Here is a 25215-nt window from a genome sequence, read left to right as displayed (position 1 = left end):
ACAGGCCACCAAAGACCGCTGAGCTGCGGTGTTGGCCGCCGGGGGCCGGAGCGTTCTGAAGATCTTCAGCGGGCGGGGCGCTCGTAGATCAGTTCTCGGCCGTCTTCTTCGTCCCATTGCTCGCCCATGTGGGTGAAGCCCTGGCCGGCGATGGTGGCCAAGGACGCCTCGTTGTCGGGGCTGATCGTGGCGCGGACGGTGGTGACGGACGGTTCGGCGGCGGCGCGGGCCAGCAGGGCGGCGAGCATCGCGCGGGCGTAGCCCTTGCGGCGGTGGGCGGGGTCGACGGAGTAGGCGATCACGACGGTCCCGTTCTCGTCCGGGGCGCCGTGGAAGCCCGCGTGGCCGACGACCACGCCCTCCGGTTCGGTGACGGCGGCCCGGACGATCCAGGGGGCGTGAGACGGGTCGCGGTCGAGTTGGGCGAGGCGGAAGCGCCAGAGGTACTTCGCGTCGCCGGTGATGAAGTAGTCGGTCAGGGGCACCCCGGCGACCGCGCCGGCGCCCTCCAGGTCGTCATCGAGCAGGGCCTTCATCGCGGCGGGCGGTAGTTCGGCGAGGCGGATGGCGGGCGGCACGGGCGGCTCCTCAGGTTGGGGGGCGGTCACTCTACGTTGGACGTCCCAACGATCGCCAGCGATTATCAGGGCCGGCGGTTCTCCGCGTGGTGGTCGACGAGGCGGACGAGCAGTTCGGTGAGCCGGGTGCGTTCGTCCGGCGCGAGGGGCGCGAGCAGGTCGTCCTGGATGCGGGTGAGGACCTTCTCCAGTTCCTCCAGGTGGAGGGATCCCTCCGGGGTGAGCGTGATGACGTTGCGGCGCCGGTCGGCCGGGTCGGGGGAGCGGTCGACCAGGTTCTTGGCGGTCAGTTCGTTCAGGGCGGCGACCACGTCGCTGCGGTCGATGCCCGTGCGGCGGCCGAGGTCGGCCTGGCTGGACGGGCCGTACTCGTCCAGGGCGGCGAGCAGCCGGTAGTGGTACCCGCGGGCGCCGGCCGCGGTGAATCCCTCGGCGAGCAGGCGGTGGCTGTGCGCGGAGGCCAGGTTGATCAGCCAGCTCGGGGTGCGCCGGAGCCGCGTGGGCGTCCGGTCGTCGGACGTCGTCATGCGGTCCAGTCTAGGGCTTGTTGGTTCAGCCAACGATCGTTTATTGTTGGCTATGCCAACATTGGCGATACCAATGAAATGAGAAGCCGTGGACACTCGTGCCGAACTATCCGCCCTGGTCAGCCGTCTGGGGCGGTGGCTGGACGACAAGAGCCCCGGTGACGGGCGGGCCATCTTCGCCGAAGACGCCGAGGCGCACACGCCGGGCGGTGTGGCGAGAGGGGTGGACGCCCTCGTCGCGCAGGCGCGCCGGAACCACACGGTGCCGACCCAGCACTTCATCACCGACCCGCTCATCGACGTGGACGGCGACCATGCCGCGATCGGCGCGAACCTCCTGGTGGTCTTCGCCCGGGAGGACGGCGTGCGCCTGCTCGGCGAGCGCTACGAATTGCGCGCCGTCCGGACGGCGGATGGATGGCGCATCACGCGGGTCGAGGCCCGTCCGATCTGGGAGGCCGCGCATGTCTGAGACCGTGCTGGTTCAGAGACCGTGCTGGTTCAGAGACCGTGCTGGTTCAGAGACCGTGCTGGTTCAGAGACCGTGCTGGTTCAGGGGGACGTGAGCTCGTCCGAGAGGGCCTTCAACCGGGCGCGGGCGTCGGCGTCGTAGGCCTGGGCGTCGGCGCGCGCTTCCTGGAGCCCGTCGAAGAAGCGGCCGGACACGGTGTCCAGGGCGGGGTCGGCGATGAGGCGGTGGGTCGCGCGGACGCCCTCTTCCATGGTGCTGATCGGCGTGACCACTATCTTGGTCGGCATGTAGGTGGCCGGGTGCAGAGCGTTCGCGGTGACGCCCGTCCCGGCCAGTTCGGCGGCGAGGTCGAAGGTGAACAGGATCTGGGCGAGCTTGCTCTGGTAGTACGCCCGCATCCCGGTGTACCCGCGGGTGATCATCACGTCGTCGAAGTCGATGGGGTGCTGGCCGAGGCTGCTCACGTTGACGATCCGGGCGGGCGCGGAGGCGATCAGGGTGGGGAGGAGCAGGCGGGTGAGCAGGTAACCGGACAGGTAGTTCACCTGGAACGTCAGCTCGTGGCCGTCCGCGCTCTCCTGCCGGGGGCCGTCGACTTCGATGCCGATGCCCGCGTTGTTGACGAGGACGTCCAGGCGCGGATGGTCGGCACGGACGGCCTCGGCGAGCGCGCGGACCTCGGCCAGCGAGGACAGGTCGGCGCGGTACCAGGACGCCCTGCCGCCGATCTCCCGGAGGGTCGCCTCGCCGCGCCGGTCGTTCCGCCCGTGGACGAGGACCGTGGCCCCTTCGGCGGCCAGTTCGGCGGCCAGGGCGCGACCGAGCCCGTCGGTCGCGCCCGTGATGAGGATGGTCTGCTGATCGATGGGACGCATGTCTCCCATGGTGCCCGGCGCATGCACGGTAACCAGGGTCCGCCCGGCCCGGTATCCGCGGCACCTGGCTGAGCGGCCCCCGGCGCGGCGGTCAGGGACGCTCGAAGAAGTCCCGGACGAGCTCGACGAACTCGTCGGGCCGCTCGGCCATCGCCACATGGCCGGTGTCGAGCTCGGCGTACTCGCTGCCGCCGATGCCCGCGAACAGCTCCCGATGGTTCTGCACGGGGATCGTCTGGTCGCGGGTCGCCCCGATGACCAGGGTGGGCGCCGCGATCCGGGGCAGCAGCGGCCGGATGTCGAGCCGCCTGACCAGGTCGATCTGCCGCAGCCGGTCGTCGTTCAGGACCATGAACGCGTGCTGCTGCTCGACCGCGTCGTGCCCGATCTGGTTGAGGAACGCGCGGCTGAACGCGGTGACCGTCGCGAACCGCCCGAAGCTCTCCGGGTCGCCGGCGAGACCCAGCCAGAGGGTCATGTGCTGCTGGACGTACTCGTCGCCCGAGTGGGACAGCCCCGCGACGGGCACCAGCCGCCGGACGAGGTCGGGCCGCAGCGCCGCGGCCGCCGCGGCGGTCGGGGCGCCGAGCGAGAACCCGACCACGTCGGCCGGGCCCGCGCCCGCGTCTTCGATCACCGCGTTGACCTGCGCGCCGAGCGCCTCGATAGTGATCGGCGAGCCGTCGTCCTCGGCGGGGTCGCTGCCGGAGAGGTCGGGCAGGACGACGGTGCGGTGGTCGGTGAACCGGTCGAGCAGCTGGTCCCACATGCCCGAGCCGGGTCCGACGCCGTGCACGAGGACGAGAGCGGGCCCCGAACCCTCGACGCGGTAGGGGACGGTGGCGTTTCCTATGGTGAGCTTCGGCATGACGGGCCGTCCTTCTCGATGTTCTTCCTGGACGCCGTCGACCCTGCCAGCGCCCGGCCGCGATGAGGAGCGGACGGCTTTGGCTAGGACAACCGATCCCAGTCTCAGAGCTACGGACATTCCGGACGGGGCGTAATCATGGAGGCATGGAGATGGACCGCAAGCAGCTCGCCGACTTCCTCCGCCGCTCCCGCGAGCGGCTCCGCCCGCAGGAGGTCGGGCTGACGGCGGGCCCCCGGCGCCGCACGCCGGGGCTGCGCCGCGAGGAGGTGTCGCTGCTCGCCGGCATGTCGGCGGACTACTACATGCGCCTTGAGCAGGCCCGCAGCCCGCAGCCGTCCACGCAGCTGCTCGGCGCGCTGGCCCGCGCGCTGCGGCTCACGATCGACGAGCGCGACCACCTGTACGTCCTCGCCGGCCACCGGCCGCCCGCCGGGCCGCTCGCGGGCGAGTACGTCCGGCCGAGCATGCTGTACCTGCTGGACCGGCTGCACGAGACGCCGGCGCAGATCATCGGCGACCTGGGCGACCTGCTGGCGCAGAACGCGCTGGCCGAAACCCTGTTCGGATGTGTCTGCACGGTGGAGGAGCCTGACCGCAACATCGTGTGGCGGTGGTTCACCGACCCGTTCGTCCGGGAGGCGTACCCGGAGGAGGAGCACGAGCCGCACGGCCGCCGGCACGTCGCCCAGCTGCGCGCGGCCGTCGCGCGCCGGGGCAACGACGCGGCCGCGTCCGCCCTGGTCGAACGGCTGCACGCGGCCAGCGACGAGTTCACCCGGGTCTGGGACCGGCACGAGGTCGCCGTCGAGCGCACCAGCCGGATGAAGGTCGTGCACCCGGAGATCGGCCCTATCGAGTTCGACACCGAGGCGCTGCTGACGCCGGCCGAGGACCAGCGGCTCTTCGTCTTCACGCCGCCGCCCGGGACCGACAGCATCGAGTCCCTCGATCTGCTGCGCGTCATCGGCCCTGAGACCGCGCACCGCAGCCACCGCTGAACGGGGTCATTCGGCGGTGAGCCGCCACAGGGACGTGGTCTCGGCGGCGCGGGCCGCGTGGAGGGGGTCGTCGGGATCGGCGGCGCGCGGGTGGCGCGGTGCGGTGTCGAGCCTGCCCGCGACCCGCAGACCGGACGAGGCGATCATCTCCAGGAGCTCGTCCCGCGTGCGGAGGCCCAGGTGTTCGGCCAGGTCGGACAGGATCAGCCAGCCCTCCCCGCCCGGTTCGAGGTGGTCGGCGAGGCCGGACAGGAAACCGCGCAGCATCCGGCTGCCCGGATCGTAAACGGCGTGTTCCAGGGGGGTGCTCGGTTTGGCCGGAACCCAGGGCGGGTTGCAGACCGCTAGACCGGCGCGTCCGTCCGGGAAGAGGTCGGCTTGCATGACTTCGACGTGCACCCCCAGACGGTCGACGTTCTCCTGGGCGCACGCCAGTGCACGCGGGTCCTGATCGGTGGCGACGACGTGCTCGATGCCACGACGAGCCAGCACCGCTGCAAGGACGCCGGTACCGGTTCCTATGTCGAACGCCGTTTTCGTTGGTGGAAGCGGTGCCTCGCCCACCAGGTCTACGTATTCGCCCCTGATCGGTGAGAAGACGCCGTAGTGCGGGTGAATGCGGTCGCTGCCCAGCGCAGGGATCGGGACGCCCTTCTCACGCCATTCGTGTGCGCCGATCAGGCCGAGCAGTTCACGCAGTGAGGTGATGTAGGGCTGGTCGCCCGTCCCGTAGGCCTCCGTACAGGCTTCCTGGACGTCCGGTGCTCGCCGTAGCGGAACCACGTGACCGGGGTCGAACGGTATGAGCAGCATGCCGAGCGTCCGCGCGCGCTGGGCGCGTGCCTGCCGGTACAGGTGGAACGCCTGCGCGCGGTCCGGTTCGGGCTTGTGCCTGCGCCGCCGTGGGGGGCGGTCGATCCGGCGCGCCATGGCCTTGAGGAGCTGCCGCGCGTTCTGGAAGTCGCCGCGCCACAGCAGCGCGGTGCCCTCGCACGCCAGGCGGTAGGCGTCGTCCGCGCGCGTCTCGTCGTCGGCGACCACGATGCGGCGGGGCGGCGGCGCGCCGCTCTCCGACCGCCAGCGGACGCGATGGTCCCGGCCGTCCTCCCGCCAGGAGATCTCGTCCACGGAGGTACCGTATCGGCGTGCGTCTACCTGGGCCATTTCATGCCATGAACGAGGGCCTCGCCTTCCTGCTGGAACTCGTCGCCATCGCCGCGCTCGCCTGGTGGGGCTTCACGACGGGCGGGAACGTGCTGGTCAACGTCGTGCTCGGGCTCGGGGCACCCGCTGCCGCGATCGTCCTGTGGGGCCTGTTCGCCGCGCCGCGGGCCCGGTTCGCGATCGCGCTGCCGCTCGTCCTGCTGGTGAAGGCGGCCGTGTTCGGTGCGGGCGCGCTCGCCCTCCACGGTGTCGGCCACGCCACGTCGGCCGTCGCCTTCGCGGTGATCGCCCTGCTCAACACCGCCCTGGCGACGGCCGACCGTGACGCCCACTTCCGTGCGGCCGCCAAGTGAGCCGGTACGGGCCGCGTCAGGCGAGGTCGGCGCTGGAGAGGTGTGCGGACGCCTCGGCCAGCTTGTGCAGGGCCGCCTCTGAGGACGAGCCCGGTGCGGCCGCGTAGAGCATGAGGCGGCTGAGGTCGGGGTCGCCGGGAAGGTGCAGGGTCTCGAACGGAAGGACGAGCCGTCCCACCTCGGGATGGTCGATGCGGGCCTCGCCGTGCGTCAGATCCGTGACATGGTGCGCCGACCACAGGCGCCCGAACTCCGGGCTCCGCTCCCGCAGGCAGTCGATGACCGCGCGCAGGTGCGGGTCGTCCGGGTCCTGACCGGAACGGAAGCGCAGGTAGGCGGCGTTGCGGCGGGCCACCGTCTGCCAGTTGTCGCCGAGCCGGGCCTTGTAGTCGGGGTTCAGGTGGATCTGGTGCGACCAGGTCCGCTCGTCCGGCGGGACGTTCGCCAGGTCGACGAAGACGGCGGCGGTGAGCCGGTTCCAGGCGACCACGTTCGTGTAGTGCCCCACGACGTACGCGGGCGCGTGCGTGAACGAGTCGAGCAGGTGCTGCAGCGGGGCCCGCAGGCGCGGAGGCGCGGAGGCGGGCGCGCGGCGCGGTGGGTGGGCGAGCCGGTGCAGGTGGGCGTGCTCGTCGCCGTCCAGCCGCAGCGCGCGCGAGATCGCGTCCAGGACCTCGGTGGACACGCCGTCGGCCGTCCCCTGCTCCAGCCTGATGTAGTACGCGACGCTGACCCCGGCGAGTTGTGCCAGCTCCTCGCGCCGCAGGCCGGGTACACGCCGCCGCGTCCCGTACGAGGGCAGGCCGGCGTCCGCGGGCCGCAGCCGCGCCCGCCGCGACCTGAGGAACTCGCCGAGTTCGCCGTTGCGCGCCATGCAGCCGAGGCTATCCGGGACCGGCTCGCGCGGCCTGTTCGGGCGCGCCGCCCGTGCCGCGGAGGCGGTCGACGACCTCGGTCGGGCCGGCGAGGCCATCGCCAGGTGCGAGCAGGCTCGCGACGTCCCCGACTCCCTGGACGACGAGAGGATGCGGCAGTACGCCGTCACCCGCCTGAACGCACTGGTCCTGAGGACCGGTGGGTCAGGCCGCCCAGGTGGTGATGTCGCCGTTGCTGGTGCTGACGTCGAGCCGGTACTTGGCGGAAGGGTCGTTCGGGATGCCGAGCCGCCGGTCCCCGTCGCCGGTGTGCGTGCTCACGCGGTAGCGCCCTGCGGGCATGGTGACAGAGACCTCGCCGTTGTCCGTCTTCGCGCGGACGTCCTGCGGCGAACCGGGTGTCAGGGTGACGTCGCCGTTGTCCGTCTCGGCGTCGACGCCGCCCTTGAGGCCGCTCCCCCGGATCTCGCCGTTGTCCGTCCTGACCTTGATCGGCCCCGCGGCCCCGTCCAGGCGGACGGAGCCTGAATTGGTGGACACGTCCACCTTGCCCACCTTTGACAGGGTGATGGAGCCGTTCGAGGTGCCGCCGGACACGGGGAGGCCCGCCGGAAGCTCGACCGTGTAGCTCACCGAGCAGTCGGAGCCGCAGCCGCGCAGCGTCAGGACACCGTTCTCGATCCGGTAGCTGGGCCCCTCCGGCTTGTCACCGCGGTGCTTGACCTTGCGGTGCAGGGACGTCTTGGACGAGCCACCGTGAAGCGTCACACTGCCGGAGTCGATGTGGTCGATTCGCACAGCGGTGATTTTGCCCTTCAGCGTGGCGTCGTCCTCGTAGGTGGAAGCGAATGCCACGTCGCATGCACTGAGTGAGGTCACGCTGACTGCGGCTATGGCGAGGGCGAAAACTTTGCCACGCACGGCAATCCTCCTGGTCGGTTTGGCTGAACGCTGCTGAGCCTAAGGAGACGGACACCGGAAGGCCGTCACGCCAGGGAGCCAAGTTGGCTCTCACTCCCAGGTCGCTGAGCCTGCTACTGGGAGTGGTACGAACGAGCGGGGACTGGGTAGGCGCGTCCAGAGCAGCGAGGGTCTCTGCCATGACCGCACTCACCACCGCCGTGTCCGCTCCTCCAGAGCGGATGTCGTCACGGCACAAGCTCGTTCTGACCCTCCTGCTCGGCGCGCAGTTCATGCTCGCCATCGACTTCTCCATCCTGAACGTGGCGATGCCCATCGTCGGCAGAGGGCTGGGCTTCGGACTGGACCAACTCCAGTGGATCGCCACGGCGTTCGCCCTCCCCGCCGCCGGATTCACGTTGCTGTTCGGTCGCGTGGCCGACCTGTTCGGACGGCGCCGGATGCTGCTCGCGGGCATGGCGCTCCTGGCCGTAGGTTCGCTGGTCGGCGGGCTGGCCACCGCACCGGCGATGCTGCTCACCGGACGCGTCCTTCAGGGCCTGGCCACGGCGATCGCCACACCGGCCGCCCTGTCGCTGCTCACCACGTCCTTTCCGGAGGGGGCGCTGCGGACGCGGGCGCTCGGGCTCAGCGGCGCGCTGATGTCGGCCGGGTTCACCGTCGGCGCGGTCCTCGGCGGGGTGCTGACCGACCTGCTGAGCTGGCGCTGGGCCTTCCTGGTCAACGTGCCGGTGGCGGTGCTGATCTTCGCGGTCACGCCCGCCGTGGTCGCGGAGAGCCGGTCCCGGGACAGGGCGAGGCTGGACGTTCCCGGCGCGGTGACCGTGACCGGCGGCCTCCTGGCCCTCGTCTACGGGATCACGTCCGCCGGCTCGACCGGATGGGGCTCCCCCGCCGCGCTCGGCGCACTGGTCGCCGCCGCGGTCCTGCTCACCGCGTTCATCCTGGTCGAGCGGCGGTCCCCGGCTCCGCTCGCGCCGCTGAACGTCCTCACCCGGCGCACCGTCACGTGGGGAAACGTGGGCGGTTTCGTCGCGTTTGCCACGGAGACGTCGCTGGTGTTCCTGATGACGCTCTACCTCCAGAAGGTCCTGGGCTTCTCGCCGCTGGCGACCGGGCTGGCGCTCGGCGTCCTCGGCGCCGGGACGTTCGCCGGAGGCGTCGCCGCGCCCCGCGTCATGCGGCGCCTCGGCGGCCCGGCCACGCTGGTGTCCGGACTCGTCCTGCAGGCCGTGGCCACCGCCGCGCTGCTGGGCCTCGGGGAGTCACGCGGAGCCCTCGGGCTGCTGCTCGCCGCCACCGCGATCGGGGGGTTCGGGAACCTCGTCGCGATCGTCGCGTTCATGGGGATCGCGACGTCCGGGCTGCCGGACCGCGAGCAGGGCCTCGCGACCGGTCTCGCCACGATGACGCAGCAGGTCGCGATCACCCTCGGCATCCCCGTGATGAGCGCGGTGGCCACGGCGAACGCGTCCGTCCTCGGCGGCGTCCACATGGCGACGGCCGTGAACGTCGCGATCGTCCTCGCGGGCGCGGCCCTCGCCGGGTCGTTCCTGCGCCGCAGGTAGGGGACCGGCATGGATCTCGAACTCGAAGGCAGGGTCTACATCGTGACCGGCGCGTCAGCCGGGATCGGCGAGGCGACCGCGGCACTCCTGGCCCGCGAGGGCGCCCAGGTCGTCGGGGTGGCGCGCTCCCCCGTCGACGTGGCCGCCGACCTCACCCGTCCCGACGCCGCGCAGCACGTCGTGGACGTCGCGCTGGAGCGGCACGGACGCCTGGACGGCCTCGTCAACAACGCGGGCGCCCTGGAATCCCGGATCGGGTTCCTCGACGTCACCGACGCCCAATGGCACGCGACGTTCGAGCTGAACCTGCACGCGGCCGTGCGCATGGCCCGTGCCGCGCTGCCCGCACTCATCGACCAGGGGGCGGGGAGCGTCGTGCACGTCGCAAGCGAGGCCGCACGTTTTCCCGATACGCCACTGGTCGACTATGCGGCGTCCAAGACGGCGCTGCTGTCGGTGTCCAAGACGCTGGCGGGGGAGTTCGGGCCCTGCGGGGTCCGCTCCAATGTCGTCATGCCCGGCCCGACCCGCACGCGCCTGTGGGACGAGCCCGGAGGGTTCGCCGACCAGTTGGCCGACCAGTACGGCCTACCGGTGGAGGAGGCGATCCAGCGATTCGTCCAGGACGAACGGCGGCTCCCCACCGGACGCCTGGGCACGCCCCAGGACGTCGCACGGGTCATCACTTTCCTGCTGTCACCGTTGGCCACCCAAGTCACCGGTGCCGAATGGTCCGTGGACGGGGGAGCGCTGCGGCAACTGTGAACGGGGCGTGCCGGACGTCACGGGCGTCCGGCACGCCGCCCCCCGGCGGTACGGGCCGGCACAGCCCGGGTCAGGCCGGCACCTTGTCGAGGAACCCGGTCACCCGGTCGAACCGGCCGTCGTCGTCGAACGTCGCCACGTCGAAGCCGACCACGATCGCCTCCCCGCCCTCCGGGCCGAGCTCCCAGGTGAAGCGGGCCACGTTGTGGTGGGCGTCAACCGTCCCCGCCGCACGGAACACCAGGCCGGGGAACTGCTGCTGCGCGGCGCCGACGAACGCGTCGATCGCGTCGCGCCCCTCCGCCACGCCGAGCGGGTCGACGTAGACCGGGCTCTCCGTCCACAGCTCGTCGATCGCGGCACGCCGCGCGGCCGGGTCGGTCTCGTTCCACACGGCCAGGTAGCGCTCGACCCGCTGCTGCACATCGCTCATGTCGTGACTCCCATCTGGATGTTCGGGTTCGTCGCCCCGATGACCTCTACGCTGCCGGGTCCGCGGCGGAAGATCGATTACCTGGGACGTCATGCCCGTGCATCCGGTGACCTGGGCCGCGACGATAATGTCGGATTCCTGCCAGTCAAGACCCCTGACCATCGGTGATGCTGGAGGCATGCACGAGGACGTGGAAAGGTGCGTGCGGGCCGTCCAGTCGAAGGACGCCCGCTTCGACGGATGGTTCTTCACCGGGGTCGTGACCACCGGGATCTACTGCCGTCCGAGTTGCCCCGTGGTGCCGCCCAAGCCGGAGAACATGCGCTTCTACCCGAGCGCTGCCGCCGCCCAGCAGGCCGGATTCCGGGCCTGCAAACGGTGCCGTCCCGACACGTCCCCAGGCTCCCCGGAATGGAACCACCGCGCGGACGTCGTCGCCCGGGCCATGCGCCTCATCGCCGACGGCGTCGTCGACCGGGAGGGGGTTCCCGGCCTCGCGGCACGGCTCGGCTACAGCACGCGGCAGATAGAGCGCCAACTCAACGCCGAACTGGGCGCGGGCCCGCTCGCCCTGGCACGAGCCCAGCGCGCGCAGACCGCGCGGCTCCTCATCGAGACGACGCCCCTCCCCATGGGAGACGTGGCGTTCGCGGCGGGGTTCGCCAGCATCCGCGCCTTCAACGACACCGTCCGCGAGGTGTTCGCGCTCACCCCGTCCGCCCTGCGCGACCGCGTCGCCAAGGGACATCCGCCCGCCGGGTCCGGTGTCCTGTCGCTGCGGCTGCCGTTCCGGGCCCCGCTGTGCCCGGACAACCTGTTCGGGCACCTCGCCGCCACCGCCGTCCCCGGCGTCGAGGAGTGGCGGGACGGCGCGTTCCGGCGCGCCATGCGGCTGCCCCACGGGCACGGCGTCGCCACCCTGCGACCCCAGCCGGACCACGTCGCCTGCACGCTCAACCTCAGCGACCTGCGCGACCTCCCCATCGCGATCAGCCGCTGCCGCTGGATGCTCGACCTGGACGCCGATCCCGTCGCCGTGGACGACATCCTCCGCACCGACCCCGTCCTCGCCCCGCTCGTCGACAAGGCCCCCGGGCGCCGCGTGCCCCGCACCGTGGACGCCCCCGAGTTCGCCGTCCGTGCCGTCCTGGGCCAGCAGGTCTCGACGGCCGCGGCACGAACTCACGCGGCACGCCTGGTCACCGCCTACGGCGACCCCATCGACGACCCAGGCGGCGGGCTGACGCACCTCTTCCCGACCCCCTCCGCCCTTGCCGAACTCGACCCGGAGTCCCTCGCTTTCCCCAAGACCCGCCGCACGACCCTCACCACCCTTGTCGACGCCCTCGCCCAGGGGCAGATCGACCTCGGCGTGGGAAGCGACTGGGACGAGGCCCGCGCGCGCTTGTCCGCCCTACCCGGCTTCGGTCCGTGGACCGTCGAGACCATCGCGATGCGCGCCCTCGGTGACCCGGACGCGTTCATCCCCGGCGACCTGGGCATCAGGGCCGCCGCCGCAATGCTCGAACTTCCCGTCACCCCTGCGGCGCTCACCCGGCGCGCCGCACAATGGCGACCGTGGCGCGCCTACTCGGTCCAGTACCTCTGGGCCACCCTCGACCACGCCATCAACCTGCTTCCCGCGAACTGAAGGAACCGCTGTGGATACAACGCACGTCGTCATAGAAAGCGTCGTAGGCCCGCTCACCTTGGTCGCCACCGACGGCGCTCTGTCCGGGCTCTACATGGAGATGCAACGGCACCGTCCGTCCGAGGAGACCTTCGGCGCCCCTGGCGACCCCGAAGACCAGCCCTTCGCGACCGTCGCCGAACAACTCACCGCGTACTTCGCAGGCGAACTGACCGAGTTCGACCTCCCGCTCCGCCTCCACGGAACGCCCTTCCAGGAGCGCGTCTGGGCCGCGCTACAGGAGATCCCCTACGGCCAGACCGTCACCTACGGCGAACTCGCCGTCGAGATCGGCAGCCCCACCGCGTCCCGCGCGGTCGGCCTCGCCAACGGACGCAACCCGGTCGGCGTCATCGTCCCCTGCCACCGCGTCGTCGGCTCCACCGGCTCCCTCACCGGCTACGGCGGCGGCCTCGACCGCAAGCGCTACCTCCTCGACTTCGAGCGCAAGCTCAGGGCCACCGAGAACGCGCTCTTCTGACCCACGTGGAGGAATGTCGGAGCCCCGGGTTACCGTGCTCGTGACGGCCGTCCACCCCGAGAAGGGCTGATCAAGTGGAGTTCCGAGTCGAGCGCCCGACGTTCGCCGACGCGGTGGCGTGGGCCGCGCGGACGCTGCCGTCGCGCCCCGCGCTCCCCGTCCTCGCGGGCATGCTCATCGAGGTCACCGAGCAGGGCGGCCTCACCCTCGGCGCGTTCGACTACGAGGTGTCCGCCCACGCCACCGACGAGGCGGCCGTGGCGGAGCCGGGCCGCGCCCTCGTCCCCGGGCGGCTGCTGTCCGACATCGTGCGCAACCTCCCGAACCAGCCGGTGGACGTCTTCACCAAGGGCTCCGAGGTCGTCGTCCGCTGCGGCCCCGCCGAGTTCGGCCTCCTGACGCTGCCCGTCGAGGACTACCCCACCCTCCCCGAGCCGCCCGCCCGCGCCGGCACCGTCCCCGGCGACCTGTTCGCCGCCGCCGTCGCGCAGGTCACCCCCGCCGCCGGACGCGACGACACCCTGCCCATGCTCACCGGCGTCCGGATCGACATCGAGGGCGACACGATGTGGCTCGCCTGCACCGACCGGTACCGCATCGCCGCCCGCGAGCTGACCTGGTCCCCCGAGGAGCCCGACTTCACCGCCGGCGTCGTCGTCCCCGCCCGCACCCTCGCCGACACCGCCAAGGCGATCAAGCGCGGCGCGGACGTCTCCATCTGCCTCGGCGGCACCGCCGACACCCTCATCGGCATCTCCGGCGGCGGCCGCAGCATGACCAGCCGCCTCCTCGACGACCAGTACATCAACTACCGGTCCCGGCTCACCGGCACCTGGACGTCGGTCGCCGAGATCCAGGTGGCCCCCTTCGTCGAGGCGATCAAGCGCGCCGCCCTCGTCACCGAGCGCGGTACCCCGATCCGGCTGGCCTTCACCGCCGACGAGGTCCGCATCCGCGCCGCCACCGGCGACTCGGCCCGCGCCAACGAGAGCGTCGGCGCCCGCCTCGACGGCGACGACATCGACATCGCGTTCGCCCCCCAGTACCTGCTGGACGGCCTGGCGGGCATCGACACCGAGTACGCCCGCCTCGAATGCACCGGCCCCACCAAGGCCGCCCTCCTCACCGCCATCCCCGACAAGAAGGACGACGAGCCCGACCCCGAGAACACCGACACCGGCTACCGCTACCTGGCCATGCCCGTCCGCCTGACCGGCTAGCCCACCCGATCCCGCCCGCTCGGCCCGACCCGTGCGCTGCCACCCGAAACCGCCTGCACACGCTCGGCCCCGCTTCACGCTCGGCCCGCACGCGCGTCCGCCCTGGCCTACGTCCCAGCTCCCACCGGCGCGCCGATGCCCGAGTCGCACGCCCAGCCCCGTCCACGGGCACCGCGGCCCCGACCGGCCGCGCGCTGCCCCGGTCCGCGCGTCCGGCCCTGACCGCAGGTGCCCGCCGGTTCTCACCCGCGTGCGCAGAGCTGGTCAGAGGTCGAGGACGGCCAGGATGAAGCGGACTTCCTCTTCCCCCGCGTTGCCGTAGGAGTGGGGGCGGTCGCCTACGAAGACGGCGGCCGTGCCGGCCCCGACGAGGTCTGTCCGGCCGTCCACACCCAGGGTGAGCACGCCCTCCTGGACGTACACGATCTCCTTGGTGCCCGGTACGTGCGCGTCGCTCTCGCGCGTCTCGCGGGGCTGGAGCACCCAGTTCCACAGCTCCAGCGACGGCCGCGGGTCGCTCCCGGCCAGCAGCGTTCCCGTTCCGCCGTGCTCGCCCTGCCACAGCACCACGTGCCGCTCAGGCCGGAACAGCCGCACGGGTGGCTCCTCCTCGACCTGCACGAGCCGGGTCAGCGGGACCCCGAGCGCGTCGGAGATCCGGATGAGCGTCCCCAGGTTCGGGTTGCCGCGCCCCTGCTCCAGCCCGACCAGCACGCCCTTGCTCACCCCGGCGCGCCCGGCGAGCTCGTCCAGGCTCCACCCGTGCCCGGCCCGCAGCGCCCGCACCGTCCGCGCCACGGCCTCGCCGATCGCCTCCTGCCCGCTCAAGCGCCCTCCAGCCGCCTCGCTCCGGTCCGCCGTCCGCCAGTCTCCCGCACTCCCGAGGCACGTCAACGTCGCGCGCTCCCACATCAGCCACGCGGAGTGCGGCCGGACCATGTGCCGCCGAGACGTCGCCGAACGCGCCTCGACCGCACCTCAGCGCCGGCCGGGACATCGCCGAGGCTTCAGCCGACCTCCTGGAGTAGATCAAGCACAGGGGTGCACGAGGGCTGGAATACGGACCGCAGGAGGTTGCATCGCTTGGGGACCGCCACCGACGGTCGGTATGATGATATGTGAATGTCATTAAAGTGACCGTGCGGAGGATGAGGATGCTGGAGCGGATCGTGGTGGACGAGGCCGTGCGGGAGCTGCGTCCCGACTTCGCCGTGCTCGTCATGACCGCCGAGGGGATGGAGAACGGCCCGAGCGACGAGGCCGGCGAGGGATGGCTGGCCGAGGCGGCGAAGGCGGCGGACGCCGGCGACCCGCACGTCGAGGCGTGGCGCGAGGCCTACCGGGCGTTCGGGGCCAAGCCGCAGCGCACCCGGCCCTCGGTGGACGCGCTACTGCGCCGCGCCGACGCGCTCCCGTCCGTCAACAGGGTCGTGGACGCCTACAACGCGGTGAGCGTCGAGTACGCGCTGCCCATCGGCGGTGAGGACCTGGACGCCTACCGGGGCCCGGCGCGGCTGGCCAGGGCCACCGGTGACGAGCCGTTCGACGTGGTCGCCGGCGGCGAACCCGCGGTCGAGCACCCGAACCCCGGCGAGGTCGTCTGGCGGGACGACCAGGGCGTCACCTGCCGGCGCTGGAACTGGCGCCAGTGCGTCCGGACGCGGCTGACGGAGACCACGACGAACGGCCTGTTCCTCCTCGAACGCCTTGAGCCGTACCCCCTCGACCGGCTGGCCGAGGCCGGCGACCGGCTCGCGGAGCGGCTGCGGACGATCTCGCCCGGCGTCCGGATCGAGACCAGGCTGATCGGCGGGCGGTGATGGTCACGGTTCTCGCCCTGGCCGCCGCCCTCGCCTACGGGGTCGCCGACTTCCTCGGCGGCACCGCGACCCGCGGATCGACCGCGATCAGAGTGCTGACCTGGTGCGTTCCGATCGGGCTGGCGGTCGTGCTGGTGTCGGCGCTGCTCACCGGCGGGGACGTGAGCCCCGGCCCGATGGCGTGGGGTTTCGCGGCCGGCCTCTGCGGCGGCGGCGGGCTGATCGCGTTCTACCGGGCCCTCGCGCGGGGGCCGATGAGCGTGGTGGCGCCGGTGTCGGCGCTGGCCGCGGCCGTGATACCGGTCGCCGTGGGCGTCGCCCAGGGCGAGCGGCTTGACGCCTCCGTCCTGCTCGGCGTCCTGCTCTGCCTCGTCGCGATCGGCCTGGTCAGCATGGAGGCCGGCGGCGAGAAGGAGCCCGCCGCGGGCGCGGCCGGACGGCGGTTCCTGGACTCGGGCCCGGTGATGGCCGGCCTGTCCGGCAGCTGCTTCGGTGTCTTCTTCGTCCTGCTGAACGAGGCGGGGGACGGCACCGGGCTCTGGCCGATCGTCGGCGCCCGCCTCGGCAACCTCGCCATCGTGGGCATCGTGCTGCTGTTCCTGGCGGCCCGCGGCGGCAACGCGGGTCCGAAGCTGTCCGGACGGACACTGATCGTGCTGGCGCTGCTGTCCGGCAGCCTGGACGCGGGGGCGAACGTGCTGTACTTCCTCGCGGTCCACAACGGCATGCTCAGCCTCGCGGCCGTCCTCACGTCCCTCTACCCGGCGATCACCGTCCTGCTGGCGAGAGTCGCGTACAGCGAGCGCCTGCGGGCCGTCCAACGCGTCGGCATGGCCGTCGCCATAGCCGGCGTGGCACTCGTCACGGTCGGCTGAGGAATCCTCGTCCGCCTCGTATCGAGCGGAGCCGACCTGTAGTCGATGTTCCCATTGCCCGGGTGGCCCCCTTCAGGAGCAGACGCGATCCTCATATCGGGCTAACTCTCCGTGCTGCTGTTCCAGGCGGGCCCGCGCCGGCCCCGGAGCGAGCCCGCACCGCCTTCCGGCCGTCCCGCATCCCGCTCTGGCGGGGAGGGGGCAGGGGGCCCGCGACGGGCTGAGAGGCGCCCGGAAAGCGCGAAAGCCGCCGGCCCGGGCGGGCGGCGGCCTTCGTGGCGGCGGTGGTGGTGGGATTCGAACCCACGGAAGCTTGCACTTCACACGCTTTCGAGGCGTGCGCCCTCGTCCACTAGGCGACACCACCGCGGGAGAGCCTACCCGACTCTGCGGCGCGCGAAGAACTCGATTAGCGGGGCGGCGCACTCCTCGGCCATCACCTCGGCGATCACCTCGGGGCGGTGGTTGAGGCGCCGGTCGCGGACGACGTCCCACAGCGACCCGACCGCGCCCGCCTTCGGGTCGACCGCACCATAGACCACGCGGTCCAGCCGGGCCTGGACGGACGCCCCCGCGCACATCGTGCACGGCTCCAGCGTCACGACGAGCGTGCATCCGGACAGCCGCCACCCGCCGAGGGCCGCCGCCGCCCGCCGCATCGCGACGATCTCCGCGTGGCCGGTCGGGTCGGCGGTCCGCTCGCGCTCGTTGCGGCCCGTTCCGATGATCTCGCCGGACGCGTCCAGAACGACGGCGCCGACCGGGATCTCGCCGTCCGCGGCCGCCTCGCGGGCCGCGTCGAGGGCCCTGAGCATCGCCGGCCGGAACGTCGCGACGACCGGATCGCGCGCGTCAGTCACGGAGGTGGTCGAACTCCTCGCCGAATCCGGCCTTCTCGGCGACGGCGAGGAGCGCGTCGCCGGGCAGGGCGCGCTCGCCGAGTTCGCCGAGCCGCCTGGCGTCGATCCCGAGGTCTTCCAGCAGGGCCGCGTCGCCCGCCGCGTCGCCGTCCGGCACCTCGCCGACGAGCTGCTGGAAGAGCGAGCCGAGTCCGTCCTCGCGGACGGCGGAGATGTAGGGGCGCGGCTCGTCGTCGCGGTCGAGCCGGACGATCGCGAACCAGTCGTCGTCCTGCTCGACCAGCAGGACGACCGGGTCACCGTAGGACTCGACGGCGGCCTCCCGCATCAGGTCGGCGACGTCGTCGACGCTCTCCGCCTCGTCGAGCACGGCCTCGGTTCCGACCCAGCCCTGGGGGGTCTGTGCGAACACGGCGGCGAAGTAGGACACCTGCTTATTGTGACCCAAACGGTCTGCCCGCTCACACCCCCCGTGCGCGGGAATCGGCTGCCGGGTGCCCGGAAGCGGTTGTGAATAAACTTCGCGTTCTTGTCCGGTGACGGACGCCCGGCGTCCTTCCCCGGGGTCATGCGAGTCCGCATACTGCTCAGCGATCGCCATCCCGGGAGGAGTGCCATGGGCGCCGACGAACTCAGCAGGCGCGGGTTTCTGGCCGGGACGGCGGGCGCCGCGGCGATCATCGCGGCGGGTGCCGCCTCCGGGTCGTCCGCCCAGGCCCACGCGGCCGAGCTGGCCGCCGCCCGGCGCGCCCCCGTCGCCGGACTGCCCGATCCGGAGGAGTCCGGCATCGACCACATCGTCGTGGTGATGATGGAGAACCGGTCCTTCGACCACTACATGGGCTGGCTGCCCGGCGCCGACGGCCGCCAGGCCGGGCTCACCTTCACCGACGCCGGCGGCAACGCGCACGAGACCCACCACCTGAAGGTGCCGTGGGGGTGCGGCTTCAGCGACCCCGACCACTCCTACCAGGGCGGGCGAACCGAGTACAACGACGGCGAGTGCGACGGGTGGCTGCGCGCCGGCGACAACGACGTGTTCTCCATCGGCTACTACGAGGGCCCCGACCTCGGCTTCCACGGCCGCGCCGCCCTGGACTGGACGGTCTGCGACCGCTACTTCCCGGCGATCATGTCGTCCACGTTCCCCAACCGGATCTTCCAGCACGCCGGGCAGACCGACCGGATCTCCAACTCGCTGACGATCTCCGAGACCACCACGATCTGGGACCGGCTGAAGGCCAGGGGGATCTCCTGCCGGTACTACTTCAGCGACGTGCCGTTCACCGCGCTGTGGGGCCTGCGGCATCTCGACATCAGCCGGAACATCGCCGAGTTCCGCGCCGACGCCCGCGACGGGCGGCTGCCCGCGGTCAGCTTCGTCGAGCCCGGCTTCCTCGGCGAGCTGTTCCTGCCCGGCATGTCCGAGGACGAGCACCCGCTCGCCGACATCCGCTTCGGCCAGGCGTTCCTCAACGAGGTCTACACCGCGCTCGTCACCTCGCCGAACTGGCCGCGCACGCTGCTGGTGATCAACTACGACGAGTGGGGCGGGTTCTTCGACCACGTGCCGCCGCCGGAGGGGCCCGACCCGCGGCCCGACCTCGGCACCGGGCTGCGCGGCTTCCGCGTCCCCTGCCTGCTGATCTCCCCGCGGGCGCGGCGCGGGGCCGTCGCGCACGAGGTGTACGACCACACGTCCGTCCTGAAGGCGATCGAGTGGCGGTGGGGCCTGGAGCCGCTGACCGTGCGGGACGCCGCGGCCCGCAACATCGCCGAGGTCCTGAACTTCGCCGACCCGCCCGACCCGCACGCGCCCCGCTACGACGCGAAGCGCCCGATCAGCCTCGGCTGCCTCGACCCGCAGCACAGCCACACCGGCGACGACTGGGCGGGTCTGAGCGCCTACGCCCGGCGCAGCGGCTTCCCCCGCTGACCGCCGCGCATGGCGGCGGGCGGGTCAGGGGACGGCGTCGAGGGCGCGTTCGAAGGCCGGGGCGAAACCGATGCGGCCGGCGATGCTGAGGAGCATCTCGTCCGGGTAGAGCTCCAGGTCGCCGGAGATCGCGCCGAGCTCCATCTCGTCCAGCCCGAGGTCGGCGAAGATCGACATGTCGCCCACCGGGAGGACCTGGTCGAGCTCCTCCTCGTCCGGGACCGGGATGTCCAGGTAGTCCAGCACCTGGCGGGCGAGCGGCCAGTCGACCGAGGCGGTGACGTCCGACAGGAACACCATGACCTCGTCGCCGAGCAGGCGGATCGCGACGAAGAAGTCGTCGCCGACCGAGACCAGCCCGACCGTGCCGCCGAGGCTCGGCTGCTGCCGCAGGGCATGGATCAGCCCCGCGAGGTCCTCGGTCAGCGCGACCGGAAGGATCTCGGCCTCCCAGCCCACGTCTTCGCGATACACCACAACGGCGAAGTCCGTCGCGTCCACATCCGTCATTTCCACCCCACCGGCACGTCTCCTGCCAGGGCATGGTCGCAGATGCGGCGCGCGCTCGCGTGCCCCACCACCAAACTCGCCGCCGCACCCGGAGGTGAGGCCGGGAGTCAGCGCCGATCACGGTGCCCGGCGGCATGAACCTAACCGATCCGGATCAATTGATGCGGAAGGTGCGGCGCCGAAGTGCCGCGTGGATCCGCGCGCGGCGGGAACGGTGCGGCGTCACGCGCCGGCGCAGCTCGCGGGCCTCGGCGAGTTCGCGCAGGAAGAGCGCCCTGCGGCGCAGGTGCTCGCGTACCTGCTCGGGGGATATGTCGCCCTGGGGCCCGGGACGCCGCTCGGCGCCCTCGGCTGTGACTTCGGTCACCGCGAAGTCGGGCGCCGGGGGCTCGCTGCCGGGAGCCGGGGCGGGAGCGGGCGGATCGGGCGCGGATTCCCGGGCCCGCGAGCCGCTCGGCTGCTGATCGCTCTCGCTGTTCATAAGGCCATCCTGCCCGCTCAGCGGCGACCTATCCTGGCGCCCCGGACCGCCCCGCGGGTTGGGCTACCGTGATCGCATGCAGACCCTCGCCGTCGACCACCCGCTCGTCGCGCACAAGCTCACCACACTTCGGGACGTCCGCACCGACTCCCCCACGTTCCGCCGCCTGGCCGACGAACTGGTCACCCTGCTCGCCTACGAGGCGACCCGCGACGTCAGGGTCGCCGAGGCCACGGTGCAGACGCCCCTGGTCCCGGCGGAAGGCGTCCAGCTGGCGAGCCCGAAGCCGCTCGTCGTGCCGATCCTGCGCGCCGGCCTCGGGATGCTGGACGGGATGACGCGGCTGCTGCCCACCGCCGAGGTCGGCTTCCTCGGGATGATCCGGGACGAGGGCACCCTGCAGGCCCAGACCTACGCGACGCGGCTGCCGGACGACCTGTCCGGGCGGCAGTGCTACGTCCTCGACCCGATGCTCGCGACCGGCGGGACGCTCGCGGCCGCCATCCGGCTGCTGTTCGAGCGCGGCGCCGACGACGTCACGGCGCTCTGCCTCCTCGCCGCGCCCGAGGGGCTGAAGTACCTGGAGCAGGCGTTCTCCGACATCTCGGCGCCCATCAAGGTGGTCACGGCCGCGATCGACTCCCACCTCAACGAGCAGGGCTTCATCATGCCCGGCCTCGGCGACGCGGGGGACCGGCTCTACGGCGTCGTCTAACCCCTCCGGCAGGAGTCCGTTTCCCCGGCGTGACCTGCGATGTTCGATCCCGACGGCAGGGGGTACCACCACCTCTACGGAACGCGAGCGCGCGTTCCCCTCCGCCGTCCCGGCACAGGGGACCGTCACGGACCGGGCGGCGCGAGCGAGCTTCGGGGACACATGATGGCTCACCCAGGGGACGGCGACCTGCCGCGCTACACCGAGATCGCAGAACGGCTCACCGAGGAGTTCCACGACGTCCACGGCACCGACACGGTGGAACGGTGCGTCGCGGCCGCGCGCTACGGCGCCGAGGAGGTGACCGGATCGGCCCCGCCCGACCTCGTGGAGCGGATAGCGCGCCGGCATCTGGAGGTGCTGGCGACGGTCGCGGCCGAGAGGCGCCGCAAGGCGCGCCGCTCCTCGCTGGACAACGCGCCCTGACCCGCAAAGCGGGCGCCGCGCGCCGTCGCGCTGCTTTGCCGCCCGTGTGGGCTGTGCGAAACTGAAACCGGGGTCCGTGGGTCAACGCTCCGGGAGGCAGCTGTGCCGGCCAAGAAGTACATCACGTGGGCCGCCATGGCCTTCGTGGCGTTCTACATCATCACGCAGCCGGACGGGGCGGCCAAATCGGTGGACAACGCGGCAACGGGCATCTCCACCGCGGCGGACTCCCTCGCCACCTTCGTCAACTCGCTCGCCTGAGGCCGGCATGAGACTCGTCACTCCCGGCGACTCCGCGCCGGCGTCCGTCAACAAGTACCTGCTCCCCCACGAGAACCAGGTGATCACGGTGCGGCGCCATCCGGCCGTGCTGATGGTCCCGGTCGGCCTCCTGCTCGGCGGCCTCATCCTCGCGGGCCTGCTGAGCCAGACGCTCGCCGAGAACGGCGGCTCGGTCTTCAGCTGGGTCTGGTGGGGCTGGCTTATCCTGCTCGCCTGGTTCGTGTGGCGGGTCGCGGAGTGGTCCGTCGACTACTTCGTCATCACCAACCAGCGGATGCTGCTCACCACCGGCCTCATCACCCGCAAGGTCGCGATGATGCCGCTGGCCAAGGTCACCGACATGAGCTTCAAGCGGACGATCGCGGGCCGCATGCTCGGATACGGGGAGTTCGTCCTGGAGTCCGCCGGCCAGGACCAGGCCCTCACGAACGTGCCCTTCCTGCCCTACCCCGAGCAGCTCTACCTCGAAGTCTGCGAAATGATCTTCCCGAACAAGAACCCGGCTCCCGAGGAGGCGCTCCCCCCGCCCCCGCCGCCGCGCCGGCCCCGTCCGCCGGAAGACGCCGACGCGCAGGACGCTCCCACCGCCACGCTGCCCAAGGGCGACGACCCCGACGGGGAGATCTAGCTCTGCGACGTTCCTGACGCTGGAAGCCGGGCACCGCGGTGCCCGGCTTTCCTGTTGCCGCAGGGGGTGCCGAAGAGGCCCTCGTGGTGATCTGAGACCATGCAGGACGGCCTGACGCACCGGAACATCGGCGACCGCACCGCCGGACCACGGGGACCCGGCGATCCGCGAGTTGCACCGGCCGATACCGCTGGGAGCGGTCCCAACCTCGCGGAACGCGCGGCCGGCCGTCCGGTACTGGCCGGAAAGCGCGGTGGGCTGATCAATATCGGCGGTCTCTGCGATCTTGCCGGGACCGTCGGATACCGTCGGCGAATGACAGACGTCGCGATCGACGGGAAGGCCCGCCGGCGCGAACCGGCGAATCTTGCCGAAGCGCCGCTCGCGCGGGCCTTCCGGCCGCTCTCTTCTCCTGCCGCTTCCTTGCTCTCGATGTGTGATAACCCGCAATGTGCAATCATGTCGGCACCCCAGCCGCCTGTTTACTTCCGCTAAGTGAGTCCACATGCCGGGTCCAGGCAACGTCGGCGAACGTGTCCGCAACCTGCGGCTGACCAGACGCTTGTCGCAGGCACAACTCGCCGGTCACGACCTTTCCGACAGCTACATCTCTTTGATCGAGTCGGGCAAGCGCACGCCGACGCCGACCGTCCTGCGGATGCTGGCCGAGCGTCTCGGCTGCACTCCCGAGTACCTCGCGGAGGGCGTCGAGCCGGAGCAGCGCGCCCATCTCGAGGTGCGGGAGCGCCACGCCCATCTGGCGCTGCTGCGCGGCGACCCCGCCACGGCCGAGGCCGGGTTCGACGAGGTGATCGCCCGCAGCGACGACCCCGACCTCACGGCCCGCGCCCGCCTGGGCCGCGCCCGCGCCCTTGAGGAACTGGGCCGCACCGACCGCGCGATCGAGCTGTTCGAGGAGCTGCGCGAGCAGGCCGAGCGCGACCCGGGCCGGGCGAGCTGGCTGCCCCCGGTGATCGCGCTGGCCCGGTCGTACCACACCGTCGGCGACCTGGGGCAGGCCGTCGCGCTGGGCGAGCGGGCCCTCGAACGGCTGGAGCGGCTCGGCCTCCACGCCGGCCACGAGTACACCGAGGCCGGACGCATCCTGCTGCTCGCCTATGTGGATCGCTCCGATCCCGTTCGCGCCCACGAACTCGGGCGGCGCCTCCTGCACCCCGAGGGGGCCGGTGCCGCCGATCCGCTGAGCGTCCACTACCAGCGCGCCAGCATGCGGGCGCTGGACGAGGGGGCGGTCGGCGACTCCCTGTACTTCGCCGACCAGGCCCTTGCCGCGCGTACGGACACGACCCCCATGAAGGCCCACGCACGCCTCGCCCTCGCCGGAGCCAAGGCGCTGCTCAGGGGTGTCGAGCCGTTCTCCGCCGCCGCGGCGCCCGGCGCTGCGCCGCCCGGTGAGTACGGGTTCGAGCGCCCGCGTCAGGAAGGGACCCGCGAAGCGGCCCAGGAGGCGCTCACACTCCTCCGGGACGCCACCGGTCTCGACGACGCCGAGGCCACCGAAGGCACCATCGCCAAGGCCCGCGCCCTCGTCCTCGTCGGCGACCTGGACGAGGCGATCGCCGCGCTCGAACAGTTCCTGGACACCGGCATGGCCTTGTCCGCCCCCGAGAGCGGACACACCATGACGCCTCAGCCCGCCAACGAGCAGGGCGTCCGCACCCAGAAGACCGTTCTGGCCCGCCTGGTCCTGGCTCGTGCGCGGGTGGCCCAGGGCAACACCTCGGCCGCCCAGGTCGTCCTTCGCGCCGCCTCGGAACAACTGGCGACCCTTCCCGAGGGCCGTCCCGCGGCGCACCTCTACCGGGAGCTCGGCGAACTCTACGAACTGATCGAGTCTCCCGACAACGCCGCCACCGCCTACCGCCAGGCCCTGGAGGCGGCCGGCCTGTCGGTCTTCAACCGCGTCGCCCTGAGCGCCCGGCACTAGATCGCTCGCTCGCGGGAAAGGCGGGGCGGCCGCGATGAGCGCGTGCCGCCTCGCCCTGCCGTCTGGGTGTCGCATCGCACACGTTCGTCGATCGTGGAGCCGTGACCTGCGGGATCGGCTCCGCCGGGCGCCTCCACGAACCCCATGGCGGTGGGGCCGGAATAGCCCGGGGGTCATGGATGTCGTATCATCCAGACATGGGATGACTGGTTGACTGGAGGTTCGGGTGACTCTGCGGACGGCACGGCGGTCGTCACTGGTCGACCAGGTGATCGACCAGCTCAGGGGCGAGATCACCGGGGGCGGGTGGCCGGTGGGCGCCAAGATCCCGCCGGAGCCGGTGCTGTCGGAGACGCTCGGGGTCGGGCGCAACACCGTCCGGGAGGCGGTGCGGGCGCTGACCCACGCGGGGCTCCTGGAGAGCCGCCAGGGCGACGGGACGTACGTGCGCGCGACGAGCGAGCTGTCCGGAGCCGTCCGGCGGCGGCTGGAGACCGCGGAACTCGTCGAGATCCTGGAGGTCCGGCGGGGGTTCGAGGTGGAGGCGGCCAGGCTCGCCGCCACCCGGCGCACGGACGCCGACATCGCCGCCATCGCGGTCGCGCTCGCGCGCCGGGACGCGGCATGGGCGGCGGGCGAGCACTCGGCGTTCGTCGAGGCGGACCTCGAATTCCACACCGCCGTCGTCGAGGCCACCCACAACCGCGTCCTGACGGACCTGTACCGCGACTTCAGCGCGGCGCTCCGGGCCAGCATCGGCGCGGCCGGGAGCCTGCTCGCACACGCCGACGTCCCGCACGGCCCCATTGCCGCGGCCATCGAGGCGGGGGACGCCGACGCCGCCACCCGGGCGACCCACGCGTGTCTCGACCAGATCCTCGCCTCGACCGTCCCCCTGTCCGGAACGGCTCCGCAGGAGACCTAGCGCGGTAAGCACAAGCCC

Annotated in this window: 30 protein-coding genes, 1 tRNA gene and 1 pseudogene; 18 read left to right on the top strand and 14 right to left on the bottom strand. The window is 72.0% G+C overall.

Features of this window, described 5'->3' with window-relative positions:
- Nucleotides 1-65 precede the first annotated feature (65 nt).
- Nucleotides 66-578 carry a GNAT family N-acetyltransferase gene (locus CHC11_RS07160; protein ID WP_245918844.1) on the bottom strand — a complete coding sequence of 171 codons (513 nt, stop codon included), beginning with the start codon at nt 576-578 and terminating at the stop codon, nt 66-68.
- A 65-nt stretch (nt 579-643) separates the two neighbouring features.
- Nucleotides 644-1105, bottom strand: a complete 462-nt coding sequence (locus CHC11_RS07155; protein ID WP_089310769.1) for a MarR family winged helix-turn-helix transcriptional regulator — start codon at nt 1103-1105, stop codon at nt 644-646.
- A gap of 88 nt (nt 1106-1193) precedes the next feature.
- Here CHC11_RS07155 and CHC11_RS07150 point away from each other — a divergent pair, with 88 nt between their 5' ends.
- The gene (locus CHC11_RS07150; RefSeq protein ID WP_089310768.1) at nt 1194-1577 is read left to right on the top strand and encodes a nuclear transport factor 2 family protein; all 384 of its coding nucleotides are present in this window, start codon (nt 1194-1196) and stop codon (nt 1575-1577) included.
- 80 nt (nt 1578-1657) lie between these two features.
- Here CHC11_RS07150 and CHC11_RS07145 read toward each other — a convergent pair whose 3' ends face one another.
- Both CHC11_RS07145 and CHC11_RS07140 read right to left on the bottom strand, forming a co-directional pair.
- Nucleotides 1658-2452, bottom strand: coding sequence for an SDR family NAD(P)-dependent oxidoreductase (locus CHC11_RS07145; protein WP_089310767.1), 795 nt, complete (start codon nt 2450-2452; stop codon nt 1658-1660).
- A gap of 91 nt (nt 2453-2543) precedes the next feature.
- Nucleotides 2544-3320: an alpha/beta fold hydrolase gene (locus CHC11_RS07140; RefSeq protein WP_089310766.1), complete on the bottom strand. Its 777-nt coding sequence runs from the start codon at nt 3318-3320 to the stop codon at nt 2544-2546.
- A gap of 146 nt (nt 3321-3466) precedes the next feature.
- On the opposite strand from CHC11_RS07140, the gene CHC11_RS07135 reads away from it, so the two are divergent.
- Nucleotides 3467-4321: a helix-turn-helix transcriptional regulator gene (locus tag CHC11_RS07135; RefSeq protein ID WP_245918842.1), complete on the top strand. Its 855-nt coding sequence runs from the start codon at nt 3467-3469 to the stop codon at nt 4319-4321.
- Between the two features lie 6 nt (nt 4322-4327).
- Here CHC11_RS07135 and CHC11_RS07130 read toward each other — a convergent pair whose 3' ends face one another.
- Nucleotides 4328-5449, bottom strand: coding sequence for a methyltransferase (locus tag CHC11_RS07130; RefSeq protein ID WP_245918840.1), 1122 nt, complete (start codon nt 5447-5449; stop codon nt 4328-4330).
- A gap of 44 nt (nt 5450-5493) precedes the next feature.
- On the opposite strand from CHC11_RS07130, the gene CHC11_RS07125 reads away from it, so the two are divergent.
- On the top strand, nt 5494-5838 hold the full coding sequence (locus tag CHC11_RS07125; RefSeq protein ID WP_089310764.1) for a YrdB family protein: 345 nt from the start codon (nt 5494-5496) through the stop codon (nt 5836-5838).
- A 16-nt stretch (nt 5839-5854) separates the two neighbouring features.
- On the opposite strand, the gene CHC11_RS07120 is transcribed toward CHC11_RS07125, so the two are convergent.
- Both CHC11_RS07120 and CHC11_RS07115 read right to left on the bottom strand, forming a co-directional pair.
- The gene (locus tag CHC11_RS07120; protein ID WP_089310763.1) at nt 5855-6712 is read right to left on the bottom strand and encodes a helix-turn-helix transcriptional regulator; all 858 of its coding nucleotides are present in this window, start codon (nt 6710-6712) and stop codon (nt 5855-5857) included.
- Between the two features lie 205 nt (nt 6713-6917).
- Nucleotides 6918-7568 carry a DUF4097 family beta strand repeat-containing protein gene (locus CHC11_RS07115; protein WP_218825961.1) on the bottom strand — a complete coding sequence of 217 codons (651 nt, stop codon included), beginning with the start codon at nt 7566-7568 and terminating at the stop codon, nt 6918-6920.
- 245 nt (nt 7569-7813) lie between these two features.
- Here CHC11_RS07115 and CHC11_RS07110 point away from each other — a divergent pair, with 245 nt between their 5' ends.
- Nucleotides 7814-9202, top strand: coding sequence for an MFS transporter (locus CHC11_RS07110; protein WP_089310761.1), 1389 nt, complete (start codon nt 7814-7816; stop codon nt 9200-9202).
- Nucleotides 9203-9211: 9 nt separating this feature from the next.
- The gene (locus CHC11_RS07105) at nt 9212-9967 is read left to right on the top strand and encodes an SDR family NAD(P)-dependent oxidoreductase (protein WP_089310760.1); all 756 of its coding nucleotides are present in this window, start codon (nt 9212-9214) and stop codon (nt 9965-9967) included.
- 70 nt (nt 9968-10037) lie between these two features.
- On the opposite strand, the gene CHC11_RS07100 is transcribed toward CHC11_RS07105, so the two are convergent.
- A complete protein-coding gene (locus CHC11_RS07100) occupies nt 10038-10400 on the bottom strand; it encodes a nuclear transport factor 2 family protein (RefSeq protein ID WP_089310759.1) in 363 nt (120 codons plus the stop codon).
- A 178-nt stretch (nt 10401-10578) separates the two neighbouring features.
- Here CHC11_RS07100 and CHC11_RS07095 point away from each other — a divergent pair, with 178 nt between their 5' ends.
- The 3 genes from CHC11_RS07095 (at nt 10579) to dnaN (ending at nt 13791) form a co-directional block, all read left to right on the top strand.
- Complete coding sequence (locus CHC11_RS07095; protein WP_089310758.1) at nt 10579-12051, top strand: AlkA N-terminal domain-containing protein; 1473 nt, start codon at nt 10579-10581, stop codon at nt 12049-12051.
- A gap of 10 nt (nt 12052-12061) precedes the next feature.
- The gene (locus CHC11_RS07090) at nt 12062-12571 is read left to right on the top strand and encodes a methylated-DNA--[protein]-cysteine S-methyltransferase (protein WP_089310757.1); all 510 of its coding nucleotides are present in this window, start codon (nt 12062-12064) and stop codon (nt 12569-12571) included.
- A 74-nt stretch (nt 12572-12645) separates the two neighbouring features.
- The gene (dnaN, locus tag CHC11_RS07085; RefSeq protein WP_089310756.1) at nt 12646-13791 is read left to right on the top strand and encodes a DNA polymerase III subunit beta; all 1146 of its coding nucleotides are present in this window, start codon (nt 12646-12648) and stop codon (nt 13789-13791) included.
- Between the two features lie 264 nt (nt 13792-14055).
- Here dnaN and CHC11_RS07080 read toward each other — a convergent pair whose 3' ends face one another.
- Nucleotides 14056-14619: a helix-turn-helix domain-containing protein gene (locus tag CHC11_RS07080; RefSeq protein ID WP_089310755.1), complete on the bottom strand. Its 564-nt coding sequence runs from the start codon at nt 14617-14619 to the stop codon at nt 14056-14058.
- 320 nt (nt 14620-14939) lie between these two features.
- Between CHC11_RS07080 and CHC11_RS07075 the strand changes: the two genes are divergently transcribed.
- Both CHC11_RS07075 and CHC11_RS07070 read left to right on the top strand, forming a co-directional pair.
- A complete protein-coding gene (locus tag CHC11_RS07075) occupies nt 14940-15611 on the top strand; it encodes a B3/B4 domain-containing protein (RefSeq protein ID WP_245918837.1) in 672 nt (223 codons plus the stop codon).
- On the top strand, nt 15611-16486 hold the full coding sequence (locus CHC11_RS07070; RefSeq protein WP_089310753.1) for an EamA family transporter: 876 nt from the start codon (nt 15611-15613) through the stop codon (nt 16484-16486). The genes CHC11_RS07075 and CHC11_RS07070 overlap by 1 nt, the downstream gene beginning before the upstream one ends.
- Nucleotides 16487-16768: 282 nt before the next feature.
- Here CHC11_RS07070 and CHC11_RS07065 read toward each other — a convergent pair.
- The 3 genes from CHC11_RS07065 to CHC11_RS07055 form a co-directional block, all read right to left on the bottom strand.
- A tRNA-Ser gene (locus CHC11_RS07065) sits at nt 16769-16853 on the bottom strand.
- A 10-nt stretch (nt 16854-16863) separates the two neighbouring features.
- Entirely contained in the window at nt 16864-17301 is a 438-nt protein-coding gene (gene tadA, locus CHC11_RS07060) for a tRNA adenosine(34) deaminase TadA (RefSeq protein ID WP_089311082.1), read from the bottom strand.
- Between the two features lie 37 nt (nt 17302-17338).
- Nucleotides 17339-17776 (bottom strand): tRNA adenosine deaminase-associated protein, encoded by a 438-nt coding sequence (locus tag CHC11_RS07055; protein ID WP_089310752.1) that lies wholly within the window; start codon nt 17774-17776, stop codon nt 17339-17341.
- Between the two features lie 186 nt (nt 17777-17962).
- Here CHC11_RS07055 and CHC11_RS07050 point away from each other — a divergent pair, with 186 nt between their 5' ends.
- Nucleotides 17963-19282 (top strand): alkaline phosphatase family protein, encoded by a 1320-nt coding sequence (locus CHC11_RS07050; RefSeq protein ID WP_089310751.1) that lies wholly within the window; start codon nt 17963-17965, stop codon nt 19280-19282.
- Nucleotides 19283-19306: 24 nt separating this feature from the next.
- Here the strand turns inward: CHC11_RS07050 and CHC11_RS07045 are convergent, their stop codons facing one another.
- Nucleotides 19307-19792 carry a tRNA adenosine deaminase-associated protein gene (locus CHC11_RS07045; protein WP_089310750.1) on the bottom strand — a complete coding sequence of 162 codons (486 nt, stop codon included), beginning with the start codon at nt 19790-19792 and terminating at the stop codon, nt 19307-19309.
- 154 nt (nt 19793-19946) lie between these two features.
- Nucleotides 19947-20273: a hypothetical protein gene (locus CHC11_RS07040; protein WP_089310749.1), complete on the bottom strand. Its 327-nt coding sequence runs from the start codon at nt 20271-20273 to the stop codon at nt 19947-19949.
- Between the two features lie 76 nt (nt 20274-20349).
- On the opposite strand from CHC11_RS07040, the gene upp reads away from it, so the two are divergent.
- From upp to CHC11_RS07015, 7 genes and pseudogenes are all read left to right on the top strand, one after another.
- Nucleotides 20350-20988, top strand: coding sequence for a uracil phosphoribosyltransferase (gene upp, locus CHC11_RS07035; RefSeq protein ID WP_089310748.1), 639 nt, complete (start codon nt 20350-20352; stop codon nt 20986-20988).
- A gap of 165 nt (nt 20989-21153) precedes the next feature.
- Nucleotides 21154-21414, top strand: a complete 261-nt coding sequence (locus CHC11_RS07030) for a hypothetical protein (RefSeq protein ID WP_089310747.1) — start codon at nt 21154-21156, stop codon at nt 21412-21414.
- 102 nt (nt 21415-21516) lie between these two features.
- Nucleotides 21517-21675 (top strand): hypothetical protein, encoded by a 159-nt coding sequence (locus CHC11_RS41120; RefSeq protein ID WP_179278682.1) that lies wholly within the window; start codon nt 21517-21519, stop codon nt 21673-21675.
- 7 nt (nt 21676-21682) lie between these two features.
- Nucleotides 21683-22192, top strand: a pseudogene (locus tag CHC11_RS07025) (PH domain-containing protein); the annotation flags it as partial.
- Between the two features lie 231 nt (nt 22193-22423).
- The gene (locus CHC11_RS40095) at nt 22424-22819 is read left to right on the top strand and encodes a hypothetical protein (RefSeq protein WP_143226958.1); all 396 of its coding nucleotides are present in this window, start codon (nt 22424-22426) and stop codon (nt 22817-22819) included.
- 10 nt (nt 22820-22829) lie between these two features.
- Complete coding sequence (locus CHC11_RS07020; RefSeq protein WP_089310745.1) at nt 22830-24272, top strand: helix-turn-helix domain-containing protein; 1443 nt, start codon at nt 22830-22832, stop codon at nt 24270-24272.
- 226 nt (nt 24273-24498) lie between these two features.
- Nucleotides 24499-25197 carry a FadR/GntR family transcriptional regulator gene (locus CHC11_RS07015; RefSeq protein ID WP_089310744.1) on the top strand — a complete coding sequence of 233 codons (699 nt, stop codon included), beginning with the start codon at nt 24499-24501 and terminating at the stop codon, nt 25195-25197.
- The last annotated feature ends 18 nt before the right edge of the window (nt 25198-25215 follow it).

Source organism: Actinomadura mexicana, from assembly GCF_900188105.1.
GTDB lineage: Bacteria > Actinomycetota > Actinomycetes > Streptosporangiales > Streptosporangiaceae > Spirillospora > Spirillospora mexicana.
The sequence above is the reverse complement of the archived record's forward strand: the minus strand, read 5'-3'. Positions and strand labels throughout refer to the sequence as shown.